The 26,564-nt window shown below is 39.8% G+C and carries 27 protein-coding genes, 1 other RNA gene, 1 pseudogene and 1 other annotated feature; of the genes and pseudogenes, 5 read left to right on the forward strand and 24 right to left on the reverse strand.

Features of this window, described 5'->3' with window-relative positions; all coding sequences use genetic code 11:
* The first annotated feature begins 18 nt into the window (after positions 1-18).
* The 4 genes from PRK60_RS06560 (at position 19) to PRK60_RS06575 (ending at position 2,470) form a co-directional block, all read left to right on the forward strand.
* Positions 19-1,296 carry a replication-associated recombination protein A gene (locus PRK60_RS06560; protein ID WP_273646441.1) on the forward strand — a complete coding sequence of 426 codons (1,278 nt, stop codon included), beginning with the start codon at positions 19-21 and terminating at the stop codon, positions 1,294-1,296.
* Between the two features lie 41 nt (positions 1,297-1,337).
* Positions 1,338-1,525: non-coding RNA, 6S RNA (gene ssrS, locus PRK60_RS06565), on the forward strand.
* A gap of 85 nt (positions 1,526-1,610) precedes the next feature.
* Complete coding sequence (locus PRK60_RS06570) at positions 1,611-1,910, forward strand: hypothetical protein (RefSeq protein ID WP_102168079.1); 300 nt, start codon at positions 1,611-1,613, stop codon at positions 1,908-1,910.
* 71 nt (positions 1,911-1,981) lie between these two features.
* Positions 1,982-2,470, forward strand: a complete 489-nt coding sequence (locus tag PRK60_RS06575) for a universal stress protein (protein WP_102168078.1) — start codon at positions 1,982-1,984, stop codon at positions 2,468-2,470.
* 563 nt (positions 2,471-3,033) lie between these two features.
* Here the strand turns inward: PRK60_RS06575 and PRK60_RS06580 are convergent.
* Together PRK60_RS06580 and PRK60_RS06585 are read right to left on the reverse strand one after the other, a co-directional pair.
* A complete protein-coding gene (locus PRK60_RS06580; protein ID WP_102168077.1) occupies positions 3,034-3,876 on the reverse strand; it encodes a helix-turn-helix transcriptional regulator in 843 nt (280 codons plus the stop codon).
* Between the two features lie 237 nt (positions 3,877-4,113).
* Positions 4,114-5,250, reverse strand: coding sequence for a D-alanine--D-alanine ligase family protein (locus tag PRK60_RS06585; RefSeq protein ID WP_102168076.1), 1,137 nt, complete (start codon positions 5,248-5,250; stop codon positions 4,114-4,116).
* A gap of 181 nt (positions 5,251-5,431) precedes the next feature.
* On the opposite strand from PRK60_RS06585, the gene PRK60_RS06590 reads away from it, so the two are divergent.
* Positions 5,432-6,637, forward strand: a complete 1,206-nt coding sequence (locus PRK60_RS06590) for an MFS transporter (protein ID WP_273645837.1) — start codon at positions 5,432-5,434, stop codon at positions 6,635-6,637.
* An 81-nt stretch (positions 6,638-6,718) separates the two neighbouring features.
* Here PRK60_RS06590 and PRK60_RS06595 read toward each other — a convergent pair whose 3' ends face one another.
* From PRK60_RS06595 to ptsP, 22 genes and pseudogenes are all read right to left on the reverse strand, one after another.
* Entirely contained in the window at positions 6,719-7,540 is an 822-nt protein-coding gene (locus tag PRK60_RS06595; RefSeq protein ID WP_102168074.1) for a MetQ/NlpA family ABC transporter substrate-binding protein, read from the reverse strand.
* Between the two features lie 22 nt (positions 7,541-7,562).
* Positions 7,563-8,192 (reverse strand): methionine ABC transporter permease, encoded by a 630-nt coding sequence (locus tag PRK60_RS06600; protein ID WP_178696159.1) that lies wholly within the window; start codon positions 8,190-8,192, stop codon positions 7,563-7,565.
* Positions 8,193-8,238: 46 nt separating this feature from the next.
* The gene (locus tag PRK60_RS06605; protein ID WP_273645838.1) at positions 8,239-9,291 is read right to left on the reverse strand and encodes a methionine ABC transporter ATP-binding protein; all 1,053 of its coding nucleotides are present in this window, start codon (positions 9,289-9,291) and stop codon (positions 8,239-8,241) included.
* A 56-nt stretch (positions 9,292-9,347) separates the two neighbouring features.
* Positions 9,348-9,590: a binding site (T-box leader), on the reverse strand.
* 123 nt (positions 9,591-9,713) lie between these two features.
* Entirely contained in the window at positions 9,714-10,013 is a 300-nt protein-coding gene (locus PRK60_RS06610; RefSeq protein WP_102168071.1) for a glycine cleavage system H family protein, read from the reverse strand.
* A gap of 17 nt (positions 10,014-10,030) precedes the next feature.
* Positions 10,031-11,227 (reverse strand): FtsW/RodA/SpoVE family cell cycle protein, encoded by a 1,197-nt coding sequence (locus tag PRK60_RS06615; protein ID WP_102168070.1) that lies wholly within the window; start codon positions 11,225-11,227, stop codon positions 10,031-10,033.
* Positions 11,228-11,272: 45 nt separating this feature from the next.
* Positions 11,273-11,497, reverse strand: coding sequence for a DUF2969 domain-containing protein (locus PRK60_RS06620; RefSeq protein ID WP_003717674.1), 225 nt, complete (start codon positions 11,495-11,497; stop codon positions 11,273-11,275).
* A gap of 13 nt (positions 11,498-11,510) precedes the next feature.
* Positions 11,511-11,729 carry a membrane protein insertion efficiency factor YidD gene (gene yidD, locus PRK60_RS06625; RefSeq protein WP_216972381.1) on the reverse strand — a complete coding sequence of 73 codons (219 nt, stop codon included), beginning with the start codon at positions 11,727-11,729 and terminating at the stop codon, positions 11,511-11,513.
* Between the two features lie 20 nt (positions 11,730-11,749).
* Positions 11,750-12,754 carry a rod shape-determining protein gene (gene mreB, locus PRK60_RS06630; protein WP_273645839.1) on the reverse strand — a complete coding sequence of 335 codons (1,005 nt, stop codon included), beginning with the start codon at positions 12,752-12,754 and terminating at the stop codon, positions 11,750-11,752.
* 68 nt (positions 12,755-12,822) lie between these two features.
* Positions 12,823-14,139 carry a UDP-N-acetylglucosamine 1-carboxyvinyltransferase gene (gene murA / locus PRK60_RS06635; RefSeq protein ID WP_273645840.1) on the reverse strand — a complete coding sequence of 439 codons (1,317 nt, stop codon included), beginning with the start codon at positions 14,137-14,139 and terminating at the stop codon, positions 12,823-12,825.
* A 19-nt stretch (positions 14,140-14,158) separates the two neighbouring features.
* On the reverse strand, positions 14,159-14,389 hold the full coding sequence (locus PRK60_RS06640; protein ID WP_102168066.1) for a DUF1146 family protein: 231 nt from the start codon (positions 14,387-14,389) through the stop codon (positions 14,159-14,161).
* Positions 14,390-14,546: 157 nt separating this feature from the next.
* The gene (locus PRK60_RS06645) at positions 14,547-14,975 is read right to left on the reverse strand and encodes a F0F1 ATP synthase subunit epsilon (protein WP_102168065.1); all 429 of its coding nucleotides are present in this window, start codon (positions 14,973-14,975) and stop codon (positions 14,547-14,549) included.
* An 11-nt stretch (positions 14,976-14,986) separates the two neighbouring features.
* Entirely contained in the window at positions 14,987-16,411 is a 1,425-nt protein-coding gene (atpD, locus tag PRK60_RS06650; RefSeq protein WP_191912250.1) for a F0F1 ATP synthase subunit beta, read from the reverse strand.
* 23 nt (positions 16,412-16,434) lie between these two features.
* Positions 16,435-17,352: a F0F1 ATP synthase subunit gamma gene (locus PRK60_RS06655; RefSeq protein ID WP_273645841.1), complete on the reverse strand. Its 918-nt coding sequence runs from the start codon at positions 17,350-17,352 to the stop codon at positions 16,435-16,437.
* 31 nt (positions 17,353-17,383) lie between these two features.
* Positions 17,384-18,919, reverse strand: coding sequence for a F0F1 ATP synthase subunit alpha (atpA, locus tag PRK60_RS06660; RefSeq protein WP_102168062.1), 1,536 nt, complete (start codon positions 18,917-18,919; stop codon positions 17,384-17,386).
* 30 nt (positions 18,920-18,949) lie between these two features.
* Entirely contained in the window at positions 18,950-19,492 is a 543-nt protein-coding gene (atpH, locus tag PRK60_RS06665) for an ATP synthase F1 subunit delta (protein WP_003717665.1), read from the reverse strand.
* Positions 19,482-20,000: a F0F1 ATP synthase subunit B gene (atpF, locus tag PRK60_RS06670; protein ID WP_273645842.1), complete on the reverse strand. Its 519-nt coding sequence runs from the start codon at positions 19,998-20,000 to the stop codon at positions 19,482-19,484. The genes atpH and atpF overlap by 11 nt, the downstream gene beginning before the upstream one ends.
* Before the next feature lie 49 nt (positions 20,001-20,049).
* Entirely contained in the window at positions 20,050-20,268 is a 219-nt protein-coding gene (gene atpE, locus PRK60_RS06675; protein WP_003666561.1) for a F0F1 ATP synthase subunit C, read from the reverse strand.
* Between the two features lie 29 nt (positions 20,269-20,297).
* The gene (gene atpB / locus PRK60_RS06680) at positions 20,298-21,005 is read right to left on the reverse strand and encodes a F0F1 ATP synthase subunit A (protein ID WP_102168060.1); all 708 of its coding nucleotides are present in this window, start codon (positions 21,003-21,005) and stop codon (positions 20,298-20,300) included.
* A gap of 266 nt (positions 21,006-21,271) precedes the next feature.
* Positions 21,272-22,572: pseudogene (locus tag PRK60_RS06685) on the reverse strand (solute carrier family 23 protein).
* Positions 22,573-22,725: 153 nt separating this feature from the next.
* Positions 22,726-23,499 carry a YibE/F family protein gene (locus PRK60_RS06690; protein WP_102168058.1) on the reverse strand — a complete coding sequence of 258 codons (774 nt, stop codon included), beginning with the start codon at positions 23,497-23,499 and terminating at the stop codon, positions 22,726-22,728.
* Entirely contained in the window at positions 23,499-24,611 is a 1,113-nt protein-coding gene (locus tag PRK60_RS06695) for a YibE/F family protein (RefSeq protein WP_102168161.1), read from the reverse strand. The genes PRK60_RS06690 and PRK60_RS06695 overlap by 1 nt, the downstream gene beginning before the upstream one ends.
* Before the next feature lie 99 nt (positions 24,612-24,710).
* On the reverse strand, positions 24,711-26,441 hold the full coding sequence (gene ptsP / locus PRK60_RS06700; protein ID WP_178696141.1) for a phosphoenolpyruvate--protein phosphotransferase: 1,731 nt from the start codon (positions 26,439-26,441) through the stop codon (positions 24,711-24,713).
* Between the last annotated feature and the right edge of the window lie 123 nt (positions 26,442-26,564).

Raw genomic sequence — 26,564 nt, forward strand, 5'->3', positions numbered from 1 at the left:
CAACCGTTGGCATATCGAATGCGACCACGGAATCTTAGTGAGGTCGTTGGTCAGCAACACCTCGTCGGTCCCAATAAAATTATTTCCCGAATGGTCAAAGCAAGAATGTTATCATCACTAATTCTTTATGGACCACCTGGTACTGGAAAAACAAGTATTGCGAGCGCCATTGCTGGTTCAACCAAGTATGCATTCCGTAAACTAAATGCAGCAACGGATACAAAGAAGGATCTCCAAGTAGTTGCTGAAGAAGCAAAAATGAGCGGGACAGTAATTCTCTTGCTTGATGAAATTCATCGTTTAGATAAAAGCAAACAGGATTTCTTACTTCCCCATTTAGAAAGTGGTCAAATCATCCTTATTGGGGCCACAACCGAAAATCCTTATATTAGTATTAATCCGGCAATTCGAAGCCGAACCCAAATTTTTCCGGTACCCCCCTTAAGCATTGATGATATGAAAGTTGCAGTTAATCGTGCTCTTACTGATTCAGAACGTGGATTAGGTAAAATGCCAATTAAATTAGATCCTGCCGCCGAAGAACAATTATTGACCGCAACAAATGGTGACTTACGAAGCGCTCTAAACGGCCTCGAATTAGCAGCTAAGTCAACTGATCCGGATAAAGATGGAATAATCCACCTAACCCTCCCCGTAATCGAAGAAAGCGTGCAAAAGAAAGCAATTGCCAGTGAACGGGATGGCGATGCTCACTATGATGTAATTTCCGCATTTCAAAAATCGATCCGGGGTTCTGATACTGATGCTGCCCTGCATTACCTTGCCAGGCTGATTGAAGCTGGGGACCTAATTAGCATTTGTCGACGATTAATCGTGATTGCTTATGAGGATATTGGTCTCGCTAACATGCCTGCAGTCCAACGAGCTGTTACCGCAGTTCAAGCTGCCCAACAAATCGGTTTCCCTGAAGCACGGATCCCCCTAGCTGATGTTGTAATCGAACTTTGTCTCTCACCAAAATCAAATTCGGGAATCAGTGCCGTTGACAGTGCATTAGAGCAAGTCAGAGCTGGCGGAACTGGCGAGGTCCCTGATCACCTGAAAGACGCTCATTATAAAGGTGCTAGTAAACTTGGTCATGGCAATAACTATCTATTCCCTCATGACTATCCGCAAGATTGGGTTGCTCAACAATACCTTCCAAGAAGAATTCAAAACGCTCAATACTTCCATCCTAAGAAGAACGGCCGGTTTGAACAAGCATTAGGCAATCAATATTGGCAACTTAAAACCGCTCAAAAGAATGGGCTTCGTCACCATTCACAACGCCCTTAATTAATTGCTAATTCAGGGAGATCATGCTAATATAAATGGTGAAAATTCTGTGGTGTACGCGTTGTCTAAACGCAGGTTTGCCTTACAGTCTTATAAAATTGGGACTAGTACTTCGTTAGTTGGCCAGTATGCCTTTTCACTTGGTAACTGAATAGCTAACAGTCATGTCCCACCTGTCTTAAACACAGGTCAACACTGAATGACAATTAACGGCACTAACGGAGTTTTCGTACATAATTGTCAACTGGGCGTCAATGTTCTCTTTCACGAACGTTGACGCCCATTGATATCTTATTAAAAATACGAGGTTAATCATGTTACTATCAATTTTAATGACGCTTTTCGGCTTAATTGCTGCATTTGAAGGTTTGTTCTTCTTAACTCATCTTCACAAGCCATTTCTAATCTTTCATCCTGAACGGCAAGCCCCCCTTTCCAAAGCATTAATTATCTGGGGATTTCTGTTATTAATCATCGGTGGTTTAGCGATGATCGCAGCCTGGACCAATTCAATTCTCTTTATCGTTATAATGGTCGTTATTGGCTGTGTTTGTGAGACTTTAATGGCTTATTCATTAATGGGATATTTTCAGGCAGAACAACGAAAAAACTAGACGCTTGAGTCTTTACTGTCATTTTTGTTTCAGTGTATAATAGAGGTAAATAATTAAGGAGGCACCACAATATGGCTCAACAATACAAACATATTTTGGTTCCAGTTGACGGTTCTGAAGAAGCTGAATTAGCTTTCAAGAAGGCTGTTGCTGTTGCTAAGCGGAACGGTGAAGAAACAGAATTACGGTTATTACACGTTGTTGATACCCGGGCATTCCAAAACATTTCCAGTTTCGATAGTTCAATGGTTGAACAAGTTACTGAGACCGCAAAGAAGACTCTTGATAAGTATATTGATTATGCTAAAGACAAGGGCGTTAAGAATGTCAACTACTCAATCGAATATGGTGCACCTAAGACAATTATTGCCCGAGATGTGCCAAAGGAAATGAATGCTGATTTAATTATGATCGGTGCTACAGGGCTAAATGCCGTTGAACGGATCCTAATTGGTTCTGTTACCGAATATGTTACCCGGACAGCAATCTGTGATGTATTAGTCGTTCGGACTGATTTGGATAATAAGCCAATCGAAGTTGATAAGAAGAAAAAGAAGTAACTCTAACTAAAACTAACAGGAACTCCGTAATTATTAATACTAGTTATGGAGTTCCTGTTAGTTTATATCTAAAGATAGGAGCATTGATATATTTTCTGGTATTGACGAGAAATCAATACCAGTTTTTTACATAAAAAGTGTAACTTCTACTTTAGTGTAGTGCAATCAATTCACCACAAAAATTATGTAAAGAAAGTCATACAGATATCCCAAAATAATTTACACTTATATCTCCTTGGAATTGAAGACCAGAATATTAAGGTTCTTAATATTAAATCTATTCTTAAACCTAACAAACAGATCAAATTAATCCAGGCTACGTTATCTTATCCGATGATACACTGTAAAAAAACAGTCATTCATACATGCTACCAAGTATGAATTTCCAACGGCCTCCTAGAAGGAATTAACTGTAAAATTAAAATACTCAAACGAACCTGTACGAGTTTACCAATCAAGAATTTTTCTTTTTAAGAATTGATTATCTATTTACATAAAAATGCCACCCACATTTCTGTGAGTGGCATCAATATCCGTCAATACTAGTTGACAGATACTCTTTTTTAATTCAATTTTTCTAATTCAGCAGCAATTTCATCTTTAACGAAAGATTCACGACGCGCTACACTAATGCTTCGAGCAATTTCCAAAGTTTCCTTTGCCTGCTCATCGTCACCCAATGCTAGTTCGTCTTTTCCTCGAATAAGGTATAATTCGTCCAAAATGAAAAGGGAATCATGCTCACGACAAAGTTCAATTCCCCGTTCAACAATGTCTTTCGAATCCTTATAATTACCTAAGTTACTATAAAGTTCGCCAAGTTGGCAGTAAATTGATGCCCATTGGTGCAGGCTCCCGATCAATTTTTTATTATCAATTAACCGAACCGCCCGATCAGTTAATCTTGCTGCCCGCTCTGGATCATTGCGTTTACAGTATGCCAATGCCATTCCCGCAGTGGTCATTGCAAGGTAGATATTAGCGCTGGTTGTCGCAAACTGGGTTAACACTAATTCAAAGCTAAAGATTGCTTCATCAATCTTATTGGAGTTAACTTGAACCATTCCTAATAGGTAATAATACCGTTGCTTATCAAAATCACTTTCTAGCTTCTTTACCGGAATCTTATTTAATGCTTCCGTAGCAATCTCGAATTTACCAGCAACTAAATCATTTACAATTGTGTTAAATTGGTCATTAATGCCGCTTCCGCTATTCTCCACAATTCGTTCTGTGGGAATATTTAGCCGCTCACAAATTGCAGTCAGAATATTCATTTTAGGCAACCGGTTCTTCTTTTCCATTAAACTAATTGTTGCCTGGGTACAGATACCTTCTGCTAATGCTGTCTGTGATAACCCTCTTTTGCGGCGAATTTTCTTTAAGACGTCTCCTCGGAGTTTCATTTTCTTCCCTTCCTCAACTTATTAATAATATGACTAAAATTATTAGAAAGATCAACTGATCTACAAACTATAGTTGAAAATATCCTTATGCATTATAGCACTAATCATGGGTTTATGCGAAGAAATCTGGAACAAAAAAAGACTAGTAGGACTTATTTTGACCAGTCTTTCTTTTCTTATTCTTTTTTCATAAATTAAATAGACAGTTTAAATAAAAATGAATATAAAGTGAATACTTTAATCTTCATTGTACTTTTTAGTACCGACTTTTTCTTCACCAAGTTTACGGAAGTCATACTTAATCTTACTATTTCGATCAAATTCTTCTAGGCCAAGCTGAATTAATCGGTCAATCAAATCGGAGTAACCAATTCCTGAAACTTCCCACATTTGCGGATACAAACTAATATTAGTGAATCCTGGTAACGTATTAGGTTCGCCAAGGTATGGTACATTATTTGAATCAACCAAGAAATCAATCCGTGCCATTCCCTTCATGCCAAGAACCTTGTATGCTTTCAAAGCCATTGAAGTAATTTCTTCAGTTAAGTATTCTGGTAACTTTACTGGTAATTCAAAAACAACCCCACTAGCATCCACAAATTTATTTTCATAATTGTAGAAAGAATCGCCTTCAGGGACACGAACAGCACCAAGCTTAGAAGCAACTGGATGCTCATTTCCAAGAATAGAGATTTCAACTTCTTGCGGGTGATCAATCCCTTGTTCTACAAGAATCTTGTAGTCATATTTAAAGGCATCATCCAACGCCTTTTCATACTCTTCCGCATTTGTTACCTTATGGATTCCAACAGAAGAACCTTGTTTTGCTGGCTTTACGAATGCCAAATCACCAATTTTTTCTTCAACCTTAGCCCATGGATAATCTGCCCGGTTTTCTGGTGTAACCACCACGTAAGGAGTATTCCGAATGCCAGCTTCTGTAAGGATCTTCTTGGTTAAGTCCTTATCAAAGGCCATCGCACTGGCCGCAATATTAGAGCCAACATATGGTTTCTTCAAAAGCTTAAAAAGCCCCTGAACAGTCCCATCTTCTCCAAGGTTACCATGAATTACCGGGAAGAAGAGATCGACAGTCTTCATCTCGTTTAATGCCATAATTGGTGCTAATGGTTGATTCAGGTCCATTTTTTGGTATTCTTCTTGAACAACTTGGTCTTCATCATCACCATTAAAGATTCGCTGTGATGCGCTATTACCAAGAAGAATCCCATCTTTAGTGAACATAAATAAGCTAACGTTATACTTATCTTTATCAAGAGCATCATAAATATTATGCGCCGAACGTTTTGAAACATCATGCTCAGATGAATTGCCACCAAACAGCAATGCGATGTTTAACTTTTTAGTCATTGCGTATACCACCTTATTTAGTTTAACTTTATTTATTACCGTTTTCCTAGAATCTTTAGTATACCATGAATTAGTTCTTCTTACTAGATTTAAGCAAGAAAGCCTTAAATTAACATCCCCGGTACTTTGCGTTATAATAAAAAACACTTTTTTCGCAAGTTTAAATTAAAGGAGTTATCGTATGGTAGAAAAGAGAATCCCAATTTGGCAACGGAACTTACGCGTTCTTGCAATTGCCGTCTTTATCGCCGGAATTGCTTTTTCCGAAGTAATGCCATTCTTGCCACTTTACATTAACACGCTGGGCCATTTTTCCCATCAACAATTAAACATGTGGGCCGGATTAGTTTTTTCAGGAATTTATTTTGTCTCTACTTTTGTTTCTCCATGGTGGGGGAAATTAGCAGATCAAAAAGGACGGAAACTAATGATCCTCCGTGCATCCCTTGGTATGGCAATCGTCTTAGCAGCAATGGGACTTGTTACTAATGTTTGGCAACTGTTTATTCTCCGGATGACTCAAGGTTTCTTTGCCGGCTTTGTTTCTAACTCCAATGCCTTAATTGCAACAGAAACACCAAAAGAGAAATCAGGTCAAGCATTGGGAACCATGGCTTCCTCGTTTACAGCCGGGAATCTTCTCGGTCCCTTTATTGGTGGTGCTCTTGCTTCGTTATTTAGTTATCGGGTTACTTTCTTTATTACCGGTCTTTTGCTTTTGATCGCCTTCTTCTTAGCCCTCTTTTTTGTTCATGAAGATGATTTTAAACCGGTAACCAATCAGAAGCTTGCAAGTTCACGTAGTGTGGTGGCTGCACTTAAAAAGCCACGGTTGATCTTTGGACTTCTCCTAACAACCCTGATCATTCAAGCAGCCAATAATTCGATTAACCCGATCGTTTCCCTCTACGTTAGTCAATTAATGCGTCACCAGGGGAACGTTGTCTTCGTTTCTGGAGTAATTGCAGCACTTCCTGGAATTGCCACTTTTCTTGCCGCTTCTCGGTTTGGTGCAATTGGTGATCGTATTGGTACCCAAAAAGTAATTATCGCCGGTTTTACTGGTGCAATTGTTCTCTTCTTCCTGACCGCCTTTGTCCAAAACGCGTTTGAACTTGGGATCTTACGCTTCCTGGTTGGCTTTACGGATGCATGTCTTTTCCCACAAGTACAAACCCTTCTTACCAAAAACACGCCTGCAATGATTACTGGACGTATTTTTTCCTGGAACCAAAGCGCAATGTACATTGGAAATATTTTTGGTCCACTACTTGGCTCCACTATCGCTGGAGTTTCTAGTTATAGTATGGTATTTATCATTACAGCTGTAATTGTTACCTTTAACCTTCTCCTCTTCAAACTCAATGTTGTTAATTCACTAGGTTAAGTTTTAAAATATTAATAGCTCCAAGCTTTCGATAAAAACGAATTCTTGGAGCTATTTATTTATATTGAAACGGTTACTCTTTTATTTACCATTAGGGTAAACCGCAACGACACCACCGTTGTAGTGCTTATTAATCCATTGTTGAGTTGACTTGGATTGAAGGGCCTTAACTAACTTCTTAATTGCTGGATTATTCTTGTTCTTCTTTTGAACTGCAATTAAGTTAGCGTAAGGTGAAGTATTCTTTTCAAGGGCGATTGAATCCTTCTTTGGATTTAAGCCCGCTTGAACAGCGTAGTTGGCATTGATGACAACTGCGTCACCTTCACCACGCTTGTAGAATTGCGTCATGAGCTTTGGTTCAAGATCTGTCTTGAACTTCAGGTTCTTCTTGTTAGTTTGAATATCATTAAAGTTAGCAGATTCAATCTTAGTTCCCGGCTTCAATGTAATTAAACCGGCATCCTTTAAGATTTGAAGAACCCGTCCATAGTCCGCAACGTTATTTGAAACTAAAATCGTTGCCCCATCAGGTAAATCAGATAACTTCTTGTACTTCTTAGAGTAGAATCCAATTGGTTCCAGGTGAACATTTCCGACACTAATTAAAGTTCCATGATTCTTCTTGTTCCAGTTGTCCAAGAATGGCTTGTGTTGGAAGTAGTTGGCATCTAAATCACCACTTGCTAACTCTTTGTTTGGCAATACATAATCTTGGAATGTCTTAATTTGAAGGTTAACCCCTTCCTTCTTTAATTGAGGTTGAACGTGCTTCAAAATTTCAGCGTGAGGGGTTGAAGAAGCCCCCACAGTCAAAGTTGTTTCCTTTTGCTTTCCACATCCGGTAAGGACTAATGCCCCTAATGCTAATGTTGCAATTGCTGCTAACCATTTTTTCTTCATAAGAATTCCCTCCGTTTTCTAATTAACGCTTATCAATTTTCTTAACAACTGTGTCACCCAAGAATTGGAAGACAAAAACAATTATGACGATAATAATCGTGGCCATCATTGTAACGGCATTGTTACTTGCCTGGAAACCATCTAAGTAAGCAAGGTTCCCTAAGCCACCGGCACCAATTGCCCCAGCCATTGCGGTGTAACCAATTAATGAAATGGTAGTAACCGTAATTCCCGAAACTAAAGCTGGCGAACTTTCCGGAATTAAAACCTTAGTAACAATTTGCCAGCGGGTTGCGCCCATTGCCTTAGCTGCTTCAATCACCCCATGATCTAAATCATCAAAGGCGATTTGAACTAACCGGGCATAGAATGGTGCAGCTGAGATAATCAGCGATGGTAGCGCCGCTCGTGGTCCCATAATCGTTCCAACCAGTGCTTGAGTTGCTGGTAGCAACAGAACAATTAAGATAATGAACGGGATTGACCGGAAGATATTTACTAGCGCTGCAACTACCCAGTTAACAATCTTGGCACCAATTGAGTTACTATTCTGGGTTTCAAACAAAATCAATCCAAGAATAATCCCCAAAATTGCTACCGCAACCATAGAGACAACCGTCATCCAAACAGTCTCCCAGGTTGCTTGACCCATTTTTGTCCAATCAACTTTATTAAATTCAAAGAATGAAGCAAATCCACTATTGTTCACGGTTAATCACCTCTGTTTCTACTCTCATTGTCTTCAGATAATCTAAAGCGCCCTTAATTTGATCCTGGTTATCGTTATCGACAGTTAATTGAATATACAATGAACCAATTGATCCTTCCTGTGTTTGGTGAATATTCCCTTCAATAATACTCATATTTGTTTCAGGGAATTGTCGTAACATTTCAGAAACGATTGGCAATTTTGCCTGGTCACCATGGAAGGTTAATTTAACAATTACCCCATCAGGATGGGATTCCAATAATTGTTTAACGACAACTTGGGTATCATCGGCAGAACCAGTAGATGTTTCTTGGTTAACAAACCGTTTCGTAATTGCTTGTTGCGGGTGCTTAAAGACATCCAAAACCGGCCCCTCTTCAACAATCGTTCCAGCATCCAGTACCGCAACATGATCACAAATTTTACGAATAACATGCATTTCATGAGTAATTACGACAATTGTTAATCCTAAACGGCGATTAATATCAACAAGGAGATCCAAAACTTCATCCGTTGTCTTTGGATCCAAAGCGCTTGTCGCTTCATCAGATAATAAAATTTTAGGGTCATTAGCAAGGGCGCGAGCAATTCCAACCCGTTGCTTTTGCCCACCAGACAATTCTGAAGGATAAGCATTTTCTTTTCCTTGAAGGCCAACCAGTTTAATTAATTCTTCCGCCTTTTGCTGACGTTCTGTCTTGTTTCCCTTTTTAGAAATTTCTAATGGAAATTCAACATTTTCCTGGACGGTTCGTGACCATAACAAGTCGAAGTGCTGGAAAATCATCCCAATTTTTAATCTGGCTTCCCGGAGCGCTTCCCCTTTTAGTTGACTAATTTCTTGACCATTTACGGTTACAGAACCAGTAGTTGGTGTTTCCAAGCCGTTAATCATTCGAATTAGAGTACTTTTCCCAGCTCCAGAATAACCAACGATCCCATAAATTTTTCCATCAGGGATTGTCAAGTTAACGTCTTTAATTGCCTTTACCGGGCCTTCTTTACCATTATATGTTTTTGAGACATCCTTAAACCGAATCAATTACTCTTCCTCCTTTTCAATAAAAAAGCCTTTCGTTCGTTCAATAAACAAATTATTAAACGGACGAAAGGCTTCGTGGTACCACCGCAGTTTATGATCACTTCACAATGATCACCTTAATAAGTGTCAGTAAACACTCACCTGCGATAATGGGCAGTAACCAATATTAGCTTATCATCAGACTCACTAACACGCTTTAATCAAAGACCATCTTCGGTACCATCAACCAATTCTCTTTCACCAATCAAGAACTCTCTGAGTGATTAATTAGTATCTACTCATCTTTTCAAATAGTATTCTAATATTTCAATTGATATTATAATACTAAGTTCACTTTTTATTGTCAATACCTAATTCAAATTAATTTTAAAAATGAAAAAGGCCAGGTTTCCCTAAGCCTCTTACCATATATCATTAGAATGTTATGCCTTAACCTCAACAATCCAATTATCATTTTTGTCACTTGAACCAAGCAATTCTGGTTGATCAATTGCTTTTTGGTTTACCGCAACAATTTCACCGTCAATTGGACTATCAATATCAGTTACTGCCTTCTCAGCTTCAACAGCAACAAACTTACCCCCGTTAGTTAACTTTGTTCCAACAGCAGGAACATCAATAAAACTAACTTGGCCAAGATCATCACGACCATTATCATTTAAACCTAAACGTGTGTTACCGTTGTTTTGTTTTTCTGTCCAAAAGTAACTTTCAGTAGCCATCTTCCACTACACCCCATCTATCTAAATTCTTTGTTATTACTAAACATGTAAGAGTGATGGTGATATCTCATCGACATTACCATCCCGATTCCGATCAGGTTACCAATCAGGGACGAACCACCAGCACTAATAAATGGTAATGGAATACCAGTTAGTGGTAGCAATCCGATGTTCATTCCAATATTTTCAAAAACGTGGAATAAAATCATCATGATTACACCCGTTGAAATATACGCATAGAATTCATTTCTGGTATCAAAAGTTACCCGAATCATTAAATAAATTAACAGAAGATAGAGAAGAATCAACAGGGCACTTCCAATAAAGCCAAAGTTTTCCCCAATAACTGAGAAAATCATATCTGATTCACGAACAGGGACGTATACCTTAGAGTTATCAAAGCCAGTTCCGGTAATTCCGCCCGAACCAACTGCCTTAATACTTTGCCATAGTTGGTAGCCCTGGTTGCTTGTGTCTTGTTCTGGATGAAGCCAAGTATCAACCCGGTCAAACTGGTAGGCTTGAAAGCCAATATGCTCCAAAATTGTCCGACCAACAGAACTTGTAACCATTGCCAGTGCCGATCCCCCAACAACAATTAGCCCAATTGCGGTTGGGGCAATAATCCGCCATGTCACTCCGGAAACCAGGATCATTCCACAAAAGATTGCAAAGAAAACTAATCCTGTCCCAAAGTCATTTTGTAACTTTAGTGAAATTAAAATTGGTAATAACCACAAAAACATTGTCCCAATTAATCGCCAATCGGACCTAACTGTATGAACATTATAATGGTTATTGTGAGTTGTAATTACCCGGCCCATCATCAAAATGTAAGCCGGTTTCATAATTTCTGATGGTTGAAAAGTAAATGGTCCAATCGCAAACCAGCTTTTGGCCCCCGTATTGGCGTAATATGCTCGACTGTAAAATACGAGGATCGCAAACATTAAAAATATTCCAACCCAGTAAACTAACGGAGCAACCTTCCATAGCTGTTCCGAATCGAACTGCATAATTATAATAACCAGAATTGTTCCGATGACATACCAAATCAACTGACTTACTACTTGACGCATAACACTAGTTGAACCACCCGTGTCATGGACAGCCGCAACGTAAATTGAGGCTAACCCAATTAAGGCCAGAAGTAAAACACAGAAAATAATCCCCCAGTCAATTCGACTCTCATCATCACTTTGAGAACGTTGCATTCTTGAGCTCCTTTTTTGAGATTTTAGCAACGCTGCTGCATCGCATTATCCTTGATGTAAATGATATTGTTGGAGGACAACTTCTAGTCCTTCTTCTTGAGAACGAACATAAAACTCGCTTTCGTCAGCGGTTAGCAAGGCTTTGAATCGGTTACCATCCGCTAATACTTCACCAATCAGTCGCTTGCCAATGAACACTTGCTGAACTGGTTGATGACGACGCTCAATATCCTTTACATTAACTTCAATTTTTTTATCTTTTTTTGCCACTTTTTCACCTTTACTATTTCATAACTCGATGGAAAGTAAATTTTGTTGGAACCGGATCGTAACCACCATGAGCAAAAGGATGGCACCGTAGTACCCGAACGATTCCAAGCAGTATTCCCTTTAATCCAAAACGCTGAATTGCTTCTAACGTATATTGAGAACAAGAGGGATAGTACCGACAAGCTCTAAAAGATCGCTTCGCCGATATGTTTCGTTGATACCACCGAATCATCCGACACGCGAACTTACTCACTAGTCCTTACCTTTTTTACTATTATCTGTCTTTTGCATTCGTTCTAGCATTTCACCAGCACCCTTGGCGACATTATCAAGTGGATCCTGAGAAACAACAACGGGAACCTTTAACTGATCACTGAAGAGTTGATCAATTCCCTTAAGAAGTGACGTCCCTCCAGTAAGCATAATTCCCCGATCAATAATATCGCTTGCTAATTCAGGTGGGATGGTTTCAAGAACACTAATTGTTGCCTTAACAATTTGATCAAGAGTACCGTGAATTGCCTCTTCAATTTCATTTTCATCAGTTGTGATTTGCTTTGGCATTCCGGTAGCAACATCACGACCACGAACATCCATTTTTTTAGGTTCATCAACTGGTAATGCAGTTCCAATCTCCATCTTAATTTGTTCAGCAGTATGCTCACCAATAATTAAGCCATGGTGATCCTTAATGTAGGCAGTAATATCATTGTTTAACTTATCACCAGCCATCCGGATTGACCGGCTAGCAACAATATCACCTAGTGAAAGAATGGCAATATCACTAGTACCACCACCCATATCAATAACCATGCTACCACGTGGTTTAAAGATATCGAGCCCTGCACCAATTGCAGCAACCTTAGGCTCATATTCAAGGTAAACTTTACCCCCACCTGATTGCTCGGCTGCTTGAATAATTGCCTTTCGTTCAATTTCAGTAATGTTTGTTGGAGCACAGATCATGATATCTGGCTTTGACATAAAGCCCTTAACACTCAATTTGCCGATAAAGTATGAAAGCATTTCTTGAGTAACATCGAAGTCGGAAATAACACCGTTCTTCAATGGACGAATAGCACGAATATTGCTTGGTGTCCGCCCAACCATTCGATATGCTTCTGAACCCACAGCTAATACTTTATTAGTTTGCGTGTCAATTGCTACAACTGAAGGTTCATTCAGGACAATGCCCTTGCCTTGAACATAAATTAGAACGTTTGCAGTTCCTAAATCGATTCCGATATCCTTTGCCATTTATGTAATTTCTCCTTCCGGTCAATTTTTATAATAACGTTGGTAATTATACCACATAATTGAAAATGCTAACCACGTTCAGGATGGTTAACCTCTTTAGTAGATGCCAACTCGATTTGGTCCTCAATATTAACCCGATCAATCTGTGCACCGAGTTGTGCCAGTTTCTGATGAAGGTGGTAATATCCACGGTCAAGGTACTTCAAATTACGAACTTGGGTAATTCCCTGGGCAACCAATCCCGCAATGACCAAAGCTGCACCAGCACGTAAATCGGTGGCGGCAACCTCCGCCCCGCTAAACTTCGTTGGCCCACTCAATACAGCCGTTGAGTTTTTAATTTGGTATTCTGCATTCATTCGGCGCAATTCTTCAAGGTGCATGAAGCGTTTTTCAAAGACCGTTTCATTCATCATACTTGTACCGTTTGCTAATAGCTGTAATACTGTCATTTGCGGCTGTAAATCTGTTGGGAAACCAGGATACGGTGCTGTTTGGACCGTTGATGGTAACAAGACCGAAGTTCCTAGCACTCGAATTCCATCATCCTGGTCGATCACCGTAACTCCCATATCTTGCAGCTTTGCAATTAATGGTTCATTATACTTGCTTTCGGCATTCTCAATAACGACATCACCATTAGTTGCAGCGGCTGCAATCATAAAGGTTCCCGCTTCAATCCGGTCAGACATTACCCGATAATCACAGCCATGTAAAAAGTTAACTCCTTGGATACGGATAACATCGGTCCCAGCCCCATGCACCCGGGCACCCATTTTATTTAAGGCGTTTGCTAAATCAACAATTTCTGGTTCACGAGCACAATTCTCAATTGTTGTAATCCCCTCTGCTAATGTTGCCGCCATCATAATATTCTGGGTAGCACCAACGCTAGGAAAATCTAAGTAGATATTTGTTCCAACTAATCGATCGGCTCGTGCTTCAATATAGCCATCGTGCTGTTCAATAACTGCTCCAAGCTGACGGAGTCCTTTAAGATGAAGATCAATTGGTCGGGAGCCAATTGCACATCCGCCTGGAAGAGCAATCTTAGCATAACCAGTTCTTGCCAATAATGGGCCCATTACTACCATCGAAGCACGCATTTTACTTACATATTGAAACGGCGCTTCTGATGAAACCTTTTGACTAGCATTCAAATCGATAACATGATTCTCCTGATTAAATTGAACCCGAATATTTAAAAATTTTAATAATTCATTCATCATTAGGACATCTGATAATACCGGAACATTAGTTAAATGAAGAGTTCCAGTAGAGGCAAGAATTCCTGCTGCTTGAAGCGGTAAAACAGCATTCTTTGCTCCCTCAACGGCAATGCGTCCAAATAAACGATGACCACCCTTAATAATTATCTTTTCCATAATTTAACTCCTTATTAAGTCAACGCAATAAACCGGGTAGTTGGCTAACTGCATTAATGAACCCGATGAAAAAACTGGCGCATAAGTAACCGATCGCTGTAGAAAATAAGACAATTGCTAACGGTAACGTTTTCGGGGGACGACGAAAAAGACGTTCAAGCCGAAAGCCCTGAATTGCGGTAAAGGTTAGCCAGATCATTCCGAGTTGGATAACTATTTCTACTAAAGCTTTAATTCCTGTTATCTGCACCTTTTCACCCTCTTTAAAACCAACTACAATTTTATCATACCAACTAATGAGTGATCAGTCATCATTAACAACCTTTAGACTAAGTTAATAATCAAAAAAGGATATTTAACAAGCATTTTACTCATTAAATATCCTTTTATATCGTTAAAAAGTAGGGTTACTTTTGCTTAAACTTAGAAACTTTAAGACGGTTAACAGCACGCTTTAAATGAACCTCAGCACGAGCAAGATCATTTTGTCGGTGCGCTTCCTTCGCTTTCCTAATTGCTTCTTCAGCACGTTGCTTAGCTTCTTCAGCACGAGCAACGTCGATCTTTTCGGGCATTTCAGCACTATCTGCGGTAATTAAGGCAGTTTCACCATCAAATTGCATGATTCCACCGTTAACAGCAGCAATTTCATCAGTACCCTGATCATGCTTAATTCGTAACTCACTAATTGTTAATGATGCTAATACAGGTACGTGTTTAGCCATGATCCCCATTTGACCACCGGAAGTGTTCATAATAACCATCGTGGCATTATCATTATCATAAACCGTACCATCAGGAGTGATAATGGTGACTTTAAACTTAGTATCAGCCATAATTATCCCTCCTACTCTGCAGTTTCTTTAGCAGCATCAGCCTTCATTTTCTTAGCCTTTTCAACAGCATCATCGATTGTACCAACTAACCGGAATGCTTCTTCTGGTAAGTCATCATACTTTCCTTCAAGAATACCCTTAAATCCTTTAATAGTATCCTTCAATGGAACATACTTACCTGGCGTACCGGTAAACTGTTCGGCAACACTGAAACTTTGTGATAAGAAGTTTTGAATCCGCCGAGCACGAGCAACAATAACCTTTTCATCATCAGATAATTCATCCATCCCTAAGATAGAAATGATATCTTGCAATTCATGGTATCGTTGCAAAACGTGTTGAACTTCAGTAGCAACTTCATAGTGTTCCTTACCTACAATTTCAGGAGTTAACGCTGTTGAAGTTGATGCTAATGGATCAACGGCAGGGTAAATACCAATTTGAGTCAACCGCCGTTCCAAGTTAGTGGTGGCATCCAAGTGCGCAAACGTTGTAGCCGGAGCAGGGTCGGTATAGTCATCGGCTGGAACATAAACGGCCTGAATCGAGGTAATTGAACCCTTCTTAGTAGAAGTAATTCGTTCCTGTAACTGACCCATTTCAGTAGCCAACGTTGGCTGGTAACCAACGGCAGAAGGAATCCGTCCTAACAGGGCAGAAACTTCTGAACCGGCCTGGGTAAACCGGAAGATGTTATCAATGAATAGCAAAACATCTTGACCCTTTACATCACGGAAGTATTCCGCAATGGTAAGTCCAGTTAAGGCAACCCGCATCCGGGCACCAGGAGGTTCGTTCATTTGACCATAAACCATGGCAGTCTTTTCAAGAACTCCTGAAGCCTTCATTTCGTAGTACATATCGTTACCTTCACGGGTCCGTTCACCAACACCCGTAAAGACAGAAATACCATTATGCCCTTGTGCAATGTTGTGGATCAATTCCTGAATCAAAACGGTCTTACCAACACCGGCACCACCGAATAACCCAATCTTACCACCACGAACATATGGGGCTAACAAGTCAATAACCTTAATCCCAGTTTCAAGGATTTCAGTATTGTTGTTTAATTCATCATACTTAGGTGCATCACGGTGAATAGGCATCCGCTTTGCATCTGGTCCAAACTTAGGACCGTTATCAACTGGTTCACCTAAAACGTTGAAAACACGTCCCAGAGTATCGTCACCAACCGGTACACTAATAGGTGCTCCGGTATTTTCGACTTCCATTCCCCGTTGAAGACCATCGGTACCGTCCATGGCAATTGTCCTCACTACTCCATCACCCAATTCAAGGGCAACCTCAGTAGTTAAGGTTTTGTCATCACTTTCCTTAATCTTTAACGCGTCATTAATCTCTGGTAGCTTTTCATCTAAGGGGAACTCAATATCAACAACTGGTCCGACAACTTGAACAACTTTACCAGAACTCATGTTGTTTCCTCCTCAGTTAAATTTTATTCTTGTGCCGTCATACCACCGGTAATTTCAGTAATTTCGGTGGTAATAGCAGCTTGACGAGCACGGTTATATTGCAGTTCCAGTGATGAAATGATGTCATCTGCATTATCAGTAGCAGACCGCATTGCGTTCGCACTTGATGAGTGTTCTGACGTCTTTGCATCAAGGATGGCTCCATACAATAAACTTTCCGCATATTGTGAAACAAGTCCAGCAATAATTTCCGTATCCGAAGGTTCAAATTCGTATTCAGCAGTAATTGGTGATTCATCTTGAACGGATTCTTCCTCATCCTCCATCAATGATTCAGCCGTAATTGGTAATACATCATGAACCCGTACTCGGGACGTAATTCGATTAACGTAATGGCTGTATGCCAAGTACATTTCATCGAATACGGCATCGTCATACATCTGAACAGCAGTCTTTACAATTTGATGAACTTCACGGAATGTTGGCACATCGCTAATTCCTGAATACTCGTAGACGACGTTCATCCCACGTTTCTTAAAGAATTCAGTCCCGGTTTTACCAACAGTTAAGAATACTGTGTTTTCAGCAGTTAGATTCTTGTCCTTCATTAATTGTAAAGTTTGCTTGATAATATTGTTATTGTAACTACCAACCAAGCCACGATCAGATGTAATAACTAAAATTCCAGTCTTTTTAACTGGACGCTTCTCAAACAACGCAGCGTAAGCGTCATGACTGGCGCTAGCTGCAGATGCGTTGTGAGATTTAACCAGATCGGACAACATCTTCTTAACCTTCTCAGCATATACTTCATATGACTGAGTATGGTGTTGAATTTGATTCAATTTTGCAGTTGAAACCATTTGCATTGCAGCAGTAATCTGGCGCGTGCTTTTTGTGGATTCAATCTTATGCTTAACAGCAGCAAGTGAAGCTGGCACTAAATCTCACCGTCCTTTCGACTAGTCATTATTAATTCTTTTGTGCGGCTTTTTTCTTGTCATCACTGGTTTGGAAAGATTTCGTAAACTCAGCGACAGCATTCTTTAAGTCGTCACCTTCTGGTAACTTACCAGTTGACTTAATCGTGTCATAAAGGTCTTGGTGATTAGCATGCATAAATGAAGCAAGTTCGCTTTCATAGCGTGGAACATCATCCACCGGAATTTGGTCAACGAAACCGTTTGACAAAGCAAACAGTGTTACAACTTGTTGTTCAACAGGTTGTGGTTGGTGCAATCCTTGCTTCAAAAGTTCCATAGTGTGCTTACCACGTGATAACTTGGCTTGAGTTGCTTCATCCAGATCAGAACCGAACTGAGCAAATGAAGCTAATTCATTATATGATGCAATATCCAAACGCAATGTCCCGGCAACTTTCTTCATTGCCTTAACCTGAGCATCACCACCAACACGAGAAACTGATGTACCAGCATCAATGGCTGGACGTTGACCTGCGTAGAATTCATCAGAATTCAAGAAGATCTGTCCATCAGTAATTGAAATAACGTTGGTTGGAATGTAGGCAGAAACATCACCAGCTTGGGTTTGAATAATTGGTAATGCAGTCATTGATCCACCACCAAGGTCATCAGATAACCGTGCAGCACGTTCTAGTAACCGTGAGTGAGTATAGAAAATATCACCAGGGTAAGCTTCACGACCAGGAGGCCGACGAAGAATCAATGAAAGTTCACGGTATGCATCGGCCTGCTTTGAAAGATCATCATAAACAATCAAAACATCTTTGCCACCATACATAAACTCTTCACCCATTGCGGCACCAGCATAAGGGGCAATGTAAAGCATTGGTGCAGGGTTAGAAGCACTAGCTGAAACAATAATTGTGTAGTCTAATGCTCCATAACGCCGCAAGGTTTCAACGTTTGCTCGAACAGTTGATTCCTTTTGTCCAATGGCAACGTAAATACAAATTACGTCCTTGTCCTTTTGGTTAATGATGGTATCCAATGCAATGGCAGTCTTACCGGTCTTCCGGTCACCAATGATCAACTCACGCTGACCACGACCAATTGGTACTAAGGCATCAATAACCTTAATACCTGTTTGTAATGGCTCACTAACACTCTTCCGCTCCATAACACCTGGAGCTTTCTTTTCAATTGGACGTGTCTTGTCAGTCTTGATTTCACCAAGTCCATCAATTGGTCGACCTAATGAATCTACTACCCGTCCTAACAATGCTTCACCGACGGGAACTTCCATGATTCGACCCGTCCGCTTAACGGTATCACCTTCACGGATGCCAGAAAAGTCTCCCAAAATAACGATACCAACATCGTTACTTTCGAGGTTTTGTGCCATTCCGTAAACACCGTTACTAAATTCGAGCAACTCACCAGCCATGGCATTTTCCAAGCCGTCGGCACGAGCAACACCATCACCAACATAGGTAACAGTACCCGTTTCCTCGACAGATACTTTGTCTTGGTAGTTGGCAAGTTGTTTCTTGATGAGTGAACTGATTTCCTCAGTTTTAATGCTCATAAAGGTCTCACCTCTTCGAAATAAGATAATTTATCTAACTAGTAAACGACGAATCTGCTTAATCTTTGAACTTAAGCTACCATCCAATGTCTTATTATTAAGATGAACGATAACCCCGCCCAAAATTTCGGGATCAACTTGTTCATGAAGAACAACCTCCTTAGCTCCAAATCGTTGGGCTAAGTTAGCCTTAAGTTGATCACGTTGTTGTTTATCAAGTTGGATCGCTGTAACAACGTCGGCATGAACACGTTTCATCTTAGCGTCATACCGTCGCTCAAACTCATCAATGATTGCAACTAGATCGTTAATCCGGCCATAATCAAAAGTCATTTGAATTAAATTTGAAACTGGTTGAGAAAAACCCTTCTTCAAATCATCAATAAGGGACTTCTTTTCACTGAGTGATAATTGAACTCCTGATAAAACAGAAGCCAGTGCAGCGTTGTCCTCAAAGACTTGACGTAGAGCAGTCAATTCTTGATAAGTTTGATCGAGTGTATTGTCTTCATCGACCAACTCGAACAGTGCTTTCGCATAACGATTTGCAACTGTTTGCTTATCAAGACTCATGATCTACCAACCCTTCAATATACGAATCGATCAATTCTTTTTGGTCGTCCGCATTTAATTCTTTGTGGATGAGTTTGGAAGCAATCTCAATAGATAAGTTTGCAACGTCATCCTTTGCACCATTCAACGCATCACGACGAGCCTGCTTAGCATCTTCTTGTGCGCGTTGCTTAAGTGCTTGAGCGTCATTTTGTGCAGTTTCAACAATTTGAGCACGTTGGGCTTCACCAGACTTCTTGGCATTATTAACAATGTCAGCAGCTTCTTGGTGAGAGTTTTGTAACTCAGCTTGTCGTTTAGCAGCCATCTTTTCAGCGTTCTCACGTGATTTAGCAGCATTGTCAATATCACTAGCAATCTTATCTGCACGCTTTTTCATCATATCCGTAACTGGCTTCCAAGCAAAGTGCTTGATAAGTAACATCAGGATAATGAAGGTAACGATATAGAATACCAAATCACCAACGTATAAGCTATTAGATTCAGCTAAAACACTGTTCACAAACATCTATTGACACCTCCTTGTTCTCTAAAATAAAAATTATTAATCAAAATAATTACTTGTTCATAACAAGGAAGCCGATAACAATAGCGATGATAGGCATGGCTTCGATCAAACCAACACCGATGAACATCGTTGCTTGTAATCTACTTTGTAATTCTGGTTGACGCGCGATACTGTCAACAGTATGTCCGATTAAGATACCATCACCAATACCACCACCGATAGCGGCACCCATAGCCGCGAGTCCTGCAGCAATTGCTCCTAATGCCATTTTAAAATTCCTCCTTAAGAGATAGATTATTATTCGGAAACCTTCCGAGAAATATAAACTGTCGTTAATGTTACAAAAACATATGCCTGAATTGAACCGATAAATACTGAGAATCCTTGCCAAAGCAACTCAAGTAAGAATCCTGGAATGATTGTTAAAGCACCGTGTGAAAAGGCAACTCCAGCAACCAACTTTAATAGCAATTCACCAGCAAAAATGTTACCAAAGATCCGCAAACCCAAAGTTAAGAAGTTAGCCAATTCTTCAATGATATTGACTGGCAACATCAATGCAAATGGCTTTACATACCCCTTCAAGTAACCGCCAAGACCCTTATTTGCAATTCCTGCAAAGTGAGCGAGCGTAATTACCATCAGCGAGAATGTTAAAGTAACAACTGGATCCGCCGTTGGACTTCTAAGGATTTCTTGGTTATTCCAACTAAGATTAAAAATCAGACCAAACTGGTTGGCAAAGAAAATGAAAACGAAAAGAACAAAGGCCAAAAAACTGTAATGACCAGTCTCTTCATTTGGCATCTGACTACGAACAATTCCATTCGTAAAGTCGATTAACCATTCCAAAACATTCTGCGCACCTTTTGGCTTCATTTGAATCTTTCGGGACATGCCAAATAATACAAAGAATACGATTGCATAAATAACAAGACCTGAAATGATGTTAGTTGCATTAAAAGTTAAGCCAAGAAACTTAAAAGTAAAAGCATCACCGCCCATTCATATTTCACCTCTTTCCTTAATAACAATAATTTGGCTGTAAATTGGATGAACGTCGTATACTAATACGAACTAGCCCAATATACGAGTATTAATATATCATCATTTGAAGCAACATTCAAAAAGATTTCTTGTTTTTTTAAGAAATAAACCGTTAACAAAGACCGTTCTAATTAGATTTCCTATTTAATAATTCATTTCTTCTTGTGATCCTTTAATCATCTTTTAATAAAAAAAGAAGCTTAACGTGAGCTTCTTTTCCTGAACTATTTAACTTTGTTGACTTTTTCAGAAATTTCTTTTTCACTCCGCGCTTCTTGTGGAAGAATGAGGTTTAATGCAATTCCCAAAACAGCCGCAACTGCTAATCCAGAGAACTGGTATTGTCCTAATTTCAAGTAGGCATTCCCAATTCCGATAACCAAAATTGCTGAAGCGATCATTAGGTTCCGCTTTTTATTAAAGTCAATCTGGTCTTCAATCATTACTCGTAAACCACTAGATGCGATCACCCAAAAAGAAGAAAAGAAATCCCACCAATAACTGGCATTGGAATTGTTTCAATTAACGCACTTAACTTGCCAATAAAACTAAAGAAGATTGCAAACGCTGCAGCACCAGCAATAACATAAACAGATTGAACCTTAGTAATAGCAATAACACCAATATTTTCACCGTAACTAGTAACTGGAGGGCCACCAACGAATCCAGCGATAATTGATGCGGTCCCATCCCCTGCTAAGGTGTGGTTTAATCCCGGATCCTTAAAGAAATTTCGCTCGGTCAATTCGTTTAATACCATAATATGACCTAAGTGTTCAGTCATCGTTACAAAGGCGATCGGTGCCATACTTAGAATTGCTCCCCAGTAAAATTGTGGGTGGTAGTTAATAAACGGAATTTGGAACGCAGGTAGACTGAACCAATGAGCTTTCTCTACCGGTGTAAAATCAACGATCCCAAATAAGCAAGCAACAATGTAGCCAAAAACAATCCCCATCAAAATTGGGATCAGTCCCATGAACCCTTTAAAGTACATATTAAAAGCAATTGTCAGTAGCATCGTGATCATTGCAACTGCAAAGAATTTAAGATCATACTTTCCCGTTACTGAATTAATGGTGGCATCCTTGGCCGCTGTGCTAGCCAATGAAAGTCCAATAACAACAACCACAGGGCCAACGATAATTGGTGGCAAGATCTTATCAATCCAATCCGAGCCAATTAAACTAACAACTACTGAAACAATCAGGTAAACACACCCAACGGCAATTGTCCCCTGTGCAATCCCCGGATAACCAGTTGACTTCATTAATGCCATCATGGGGACAACAAACGAGAAACTTGAACCCATATATGCTGGGATCTTATGTTTTGTAATTAACAGGTACATTAACGTACCAACACCGGAACTAAAAAGTGCAATCCCTGGATTCAACCCAACAAGAATTGGTACCAGAACAGTAGAACCAAACATGGAAAACATGTGTTGGAGTGAAAGTCCAATCCATTGACCTGTTTTTGGCTTTTCATTAACGTCTAACACGACATCGTCACGATGAGCCATGAATATTTCCCTCCCTAAAAAAAATAAAGCAGCTTTGAGTGAGGCCTCAAAGCTGCTTTAGTAAATATTCTCCTACAAGCATGTAGTGTCATTTCACCGCACCTTTGAGGCCTCACAGGACCTCGTTTAAAGGTTTTAATTTCAAAATGTATCTTACTTCGTTTCTACTGGTTTGTCAATGACCCGATTTCGTCGTTTAACCATTACTAATGAAGTAATTGGAACAGTCAGGAGGACACCGAGAAATGAAATCAAAATTTCAATTAGCTCGGCAACAAAAATCTTATTGTTGAAAATCATTCCAAATGAATAGTGTAATCCGGCAAACCAAATAAAGAGAGAAAGAAAACCACCAAAGAAGCCGAAAAATAAAGTATTCAGAGTAGTTCCGATAATTTGCCGACCAATTTCCATTCCCCCCTCAACTAATCGGGAATTGCTGATTTGAGGATGAGTTTCCAGGATTTCCGTTAACCCTGCGGATATTGCCATTGCTGCTTCAGCAATGGCTCCTAATGTACTAATAACAATTGCGGTAACCGAAACCTTTAAATAACTAATTCCAATTAGGATCGACATTCCCTCAAGGTCATCACTATCCTCAGTACCAAATCCTTGAACCATTGCCCAATGACTGACAAACAGAATAAGTAAAATCAGAATTGCTAAAACAATCAATGAAGCATAAAAAGCCGTCACTGTTGTTCGTAGGTCATCTTCCCCCATAAAAATTGTGATTGCTAAAATCGTAATTCCGGTAGTCGCAACAACAAACATTGGCGGAACATGAAATTCAATCAGGACAATGGCGAAAAACAAAAAGCCAAAATTCAATAATAAGCTAAGAAAGGATCGCCATCCTTGCTTACCGCCAACAAGGATCATCAAACATAGCAATACTATTCCTAATGCATAAATCGCGCTCATTATCGGTTCCTCCTTCCTAGTAGTAATGCACCAAGGAAACTAACTACCGGAACTGCTAGCACAATTCCAATTCCGCTAATTAAACTTTGCACCATCCCCAAGCTCATATTCATGCTGAATGTATACCCCCATGAATTACCATTTTTTAGGTAAAGTAAGCTGTTTGTAAAGGTATCTGCCATAAAGATCAGAAAAAGGACATTTACTAACGGCCCCATGATCGATTTACCGATACTCCTTCCAGACATAAACAACTGCAGCCGTGTGACGGTTGGATCAATTCGTTTCAATTCAAATAGCGTTGCTACAATATCACTTGATTCATCCATAACTGCACCTAATGATCCTAGTAAAATTTCCGCAACGAATAACGGTCGCGGTACTTGAGTCACATACTGCATGGATTCATAGTAAACCCCTCGATTATGGGTAAGGTGAAGGACCAGGACCCCAATTAAAATTGCCACTCCTGTTCCAATAACCGTTGCGCCTAATGTGGCGAGCATTTTTTTAGTTGGTCCAAGAACAAGCAGGAGACTAATAAAAGTAAAAATTAAAGCTAATGTTGAAAAAATCAGCAGGACATGATTCCCCTGATTATGAAGGTCTAGTGAAACCGCCAGTAAAAATAAAATAGTATTAATTACTACACTAATAAGTGCAAACGTTCCTGCTCTTCCCATTGTTAGCAGTAAAACTGTAATAACAAGCCAGCTTAAAAAGACAATCACTGTATCTCGCTTTGGCCCTGCTGGATTAGCTGATAATTTCCCATGGTTGGTTTTTAATTGAGAAAGAAATAACTGATCACCTACCTTATACTGCTGATCCATTGGTTGCGAATCACTAAATGTGTTTTGAACCTTAACTTTATCCCCACGTCTTTTTCCGTTCATCAGGATTGTTGTAAGCTCCTGATTAGTCTGATGATCAACGTTTTTAAACTGGTCTTCAGTTCGTTGAGGCTTTTCATTAGTTACTTGCACAACCCGAGCAATTGGTTGCCGATAAAGGCGCTGGTTATGAGTAACAAAAAGCATTGCTACAATTCCGCAAATAATCATCCCAATTAATAAGTATGTTCTCTGGCGTGACCACTGAATTGTCACGATTTTCACTTCCCTTTTTTACAATCACCCAATATTTTACTATTCATTTAAAACAAAAAAAGAGCTGATAAAAATCTTATCTTTATCGTAAGCTCTTCACTATTAATTATTCGCTTTTAGCCAATTTTCAACTAAGTCGTGAACTTGATTGGCAGTTTCACACTTTGTTACTGCTTCATGATATAACTGCTGACATTCTTTAATATCAAGATTCCTCATCATTGAACGAGTACGTAAAATCGATGTTGCACTCATCGAATACTCGTCTAATCCCATTCCCATTAAAAGTGGCAAGGCGAGACGATCACCGGCCATCTCACCACACATCGCCACCGTTGTATTATGCTGGTGACCTGATTTGATAATGTGATCAATTAGTTTTAAAAACGGTGGGTTCAGTGGTTGATAAAGGTAGGAAACCGCTGCATTCCCCCGATCGGCCGCAAAGCAGTATTGAATCAGATCATTGGTTCCAATGCTAAAGAAGTCGACCTCCTTGGCTAATCGCTCTGCATATAGTGCAGCCAGTGGAACCTCAATCATAATTCCTAATTTAATATTTGCCCCAACATGCGGATAATCTTGGCGCAACTTTTCTCGCTCTTCATAGTAAATCTTTTTGGCTGACCGAAGCTCTTCCAAAGTCGTAATCATTGGAAACATGATATTGATTTGACCAAACTGTGAAGCCCGAATTAGTGCCCGTAACTGAGTACGAAACATTGATGGGCGATCCAACGAAATCCGAATTGCTCGATAGCCTAAAAACGGGTTTAATTCATGAGGAAGCGGCATGAAAGTTAGCGGCTTATCTCCGCCAATGTCCAGTGTTCTCACTACTAGCGCCTTCCCCCCGAGGCTTTCAACCGCATCCTGATATGCTCGAAGCTGCTCCTCCTCAGTCGGTAAGTGTTCACTCTTCATGTAAAGAAATTCAGTCCGGAAAAGACCAATTTCATCTGCCCCATTATTAACGGCTGCCGGAATATCATTCGACGAACCAATATTAGCAGAAATAGTTAACTGTTGACCATCCTTCGTAACTGAAGGACTATCAACTAACTTCGCCCACTGAAGCTTTTCTGCCGCATACTGACTTGCTAGTTGTTGATAATGCTCTACCTGTTGAGCAATGGGTTCGACAATTGCTGTCCCTGAAAAACCATCAACAATCATTCGTTCACCATTTTTTACTTGGTGAGCAATCTTTTTACAACCAACAATTGCCGGAATCTGCAATGAACGAGCCATTATCGCAGCATGACTGGTTCGACCACCAACCTCAGTGACAATTCCCTTAACATACTTAGCATTCATTTGGGAAGTATCCGATGGTCCAATCATATGGGCAACCACGATTACTGGGTGATCAAGCGTTTGCAGATTAGGAAGCTGTTTTCCTTCAAGCTTTGCTAATACCTGATCCCGAATACTAGCAAAGTCCGTTGCCCGTTCCTGCATGTACTTATTACCCGTCATTGATTCAAATTCGTGAATAACCCGTGTGATTACTTCTTCAAAAGCTGTTTCCGCGTTAATCCGCTGACTACGAATCCGGGTAACAACCTGATTAAACATTTCTGGATCATCTAAGATTTCAATGTGAACATCAAAAATCGCGAGCTCATCTTTTGATAACTTTTTTGTAGCTGCTTTTTTTATCGCCCTAAGATCATTACTAATCGCAAGCAAGGCATTTTTAAAGCGCTGAATTTCTGCAAACGGATCACTAATCCGTCGCTTTTCAAAACTCAAATCAGGTTTATCTACAATATATGCTGGTGCAATTCCGATACCATTACTAGCCGCTGTTCCTGTCGTTTTTAAAGTCATTTCTATCTGCTTACCCTCTTTAAAGAAACCGGTTTACATCTATTATAGGAGAATCTTTTCTTAATGACCAGTTCAATAAATACCCATTTAGAATTTAAAGAAGAGACAAAAAAGACCGAGAAA

The sequence above is a fragment of the Limosilactobacillus portuensis genome (assembly GCF_028607025.1).
Classification (GTDB): Bacteria; Bacillota; Bacilli; order Lactobacillales; family Lactobacillaceae; genus Limosilactobacillus; species Limosilactobacillus portuensis.

Bases quoted from the DNA above. Each gene is read 5' to 3' on its own strand.
- murA (WP_273645840.1), bottom strand. From the start codon at position 14,139: ATGGAAAAGATAATTATTAAGGGTGGTCATCGTTTATTTGGACGCATT.
- PRK60_RS06690 (WP_102168058.1), bottom strand. From the start codon at position 23,499: ATGAGCGCGATTTATGCATTAGGAATAGTATTGCTATGTTTGATGATC.
- PRK60_RS06615 (WP_102168070.1), bottom strand. From the start codon at position 11,227: ATGCAACGTTCTCAAAGTGATGATGAGAGTCGAATTGACTGGGGGATT.
- PRK60_RS06570 (WP_102168079.1), top strand. From the start codon at position 1,611: ATGTTACTATCAATTTTAATGACGCTTTTCGGCTTAATTGCTGCATTT.
- atpD (WP_191912250.1), bottom strand. From the start codon at position 16,411: ATGAGTTCTGGTAAAGTTGTTCAAGTTGTCGGACCAGTTGTTGATATT.
- atpB (WP_102168060.1), bottom strand. From the start codon at position 21,005: ATGGGCGGTGATGCTTTTACTTTTAAGTTTCTTGGCTTAACTTTTAAT.
- PRK60_RS06575 (WP_102168078.1), top strand. From the start codon at position 1,982: ATGGCTCAACAATACAAACATATTTTGGTTCCAGTTGACGGTTCTGAA.
- yidD (WP_216972381.1), bottom strand. From the start codon at position 11,729: ATGATTCGGTGGTATCAACGAAACATATCGGCGAAGCGATCTTTTAGA.
- mreB (WP_273645839.1), bottom strand. From the start codon at position 12,754: ATGGCAAAGGATATCGGAATCGATTTAGGAACTGCAAACGTTCTAATT.
- PRK60_RS06610 (WP_102168071.1), bottom strand. From the start codon at position 10,013: ATGGCTACTGAAAGTTACTTTTGGACAGAAAAACAAAACAACGGTAAC.
- atpE (WP_003666561.1), bottom strand. From the start codon at position 20,268: ATGGCATTAGGAGCAATTGCTGCAGGACTCGCGGCTATGGGTGCCGCT.
- atpF (WP_273645842.1), bottom strand. From the start codon at position 20,000: ATGTTTGTGAACAGTGTTTTAGCTGAATCTAATAGCTTATACGTTGGT.
- PRK60_RS06600 (WP_178696159.1), bottom strand. From the start codon at position 8,192: ATGGGTCAAGCAACCTGGGAGACTGTTTGGATGACGGTTGTCTCTATG.
- atpH (WP_003717665.1), bottom strand. From the start codon at position 19,492: ATGAGTCTTGATAAGCAAACAGTTGCAAATCGTTATGCGAAAGCACTG.
- PRK60_RS06580 (WP_102168077.1), bottom strand. From the start codon at position 3,876: ATGAAACTCCGAGGAGACGTCTTAAAGAAAATTCGCCGCAAAAGAGGG.
- PRK60_RS06585 (WP_102168076.1), bottom strand. From the start codon at position 5,250: ATGACTAAAAAGTTAAACATCGCATTGCTGTTTGGTGGCAATTCATCT.
- PRK60_RS06560 (WP_273646441.1), top strand. From the start codon at position 19: ATGCGACCACGGAATCTTAGTGAGGTCGTTGGTCAGCAACACCTCGTC.
- PRK60_RS06595 (WP_102168074.1), bottom strand. From the start codon at position 7,540: ATGAAGAAAAAATGGTTAGCAGCAATTGCAACATTAGCATTAGGGGCA.
- PRK60_RS06590 (WP_273645837.1), top strand. From the start codon at position 5,432: ATGGTAGAAAAGAGAATCCCAATTTGGCAACGGAACTTACGCGTTCTT.
- ptsP (WP_178696141.1), bottom strand. From the start codon at position 26,441: ATGACTTTAAAAACGACAGGAACAGCGGCTAGTAATGGTATCGGAATT.
- PRK60_RS06645 (WP_102168065.1), bottom strand. From the start codon at position 14,975: ATGGCTGATACTAAGTTTAAAGTCACCATTATCACTCCTGATGGTACG.
- atpA (WP_102168062.1), bottom strand. From the start codon at position 18,919: ATGAGCATTAAAACTGAGGAAATCAGTTCACTCATCAAGAAACAACTT.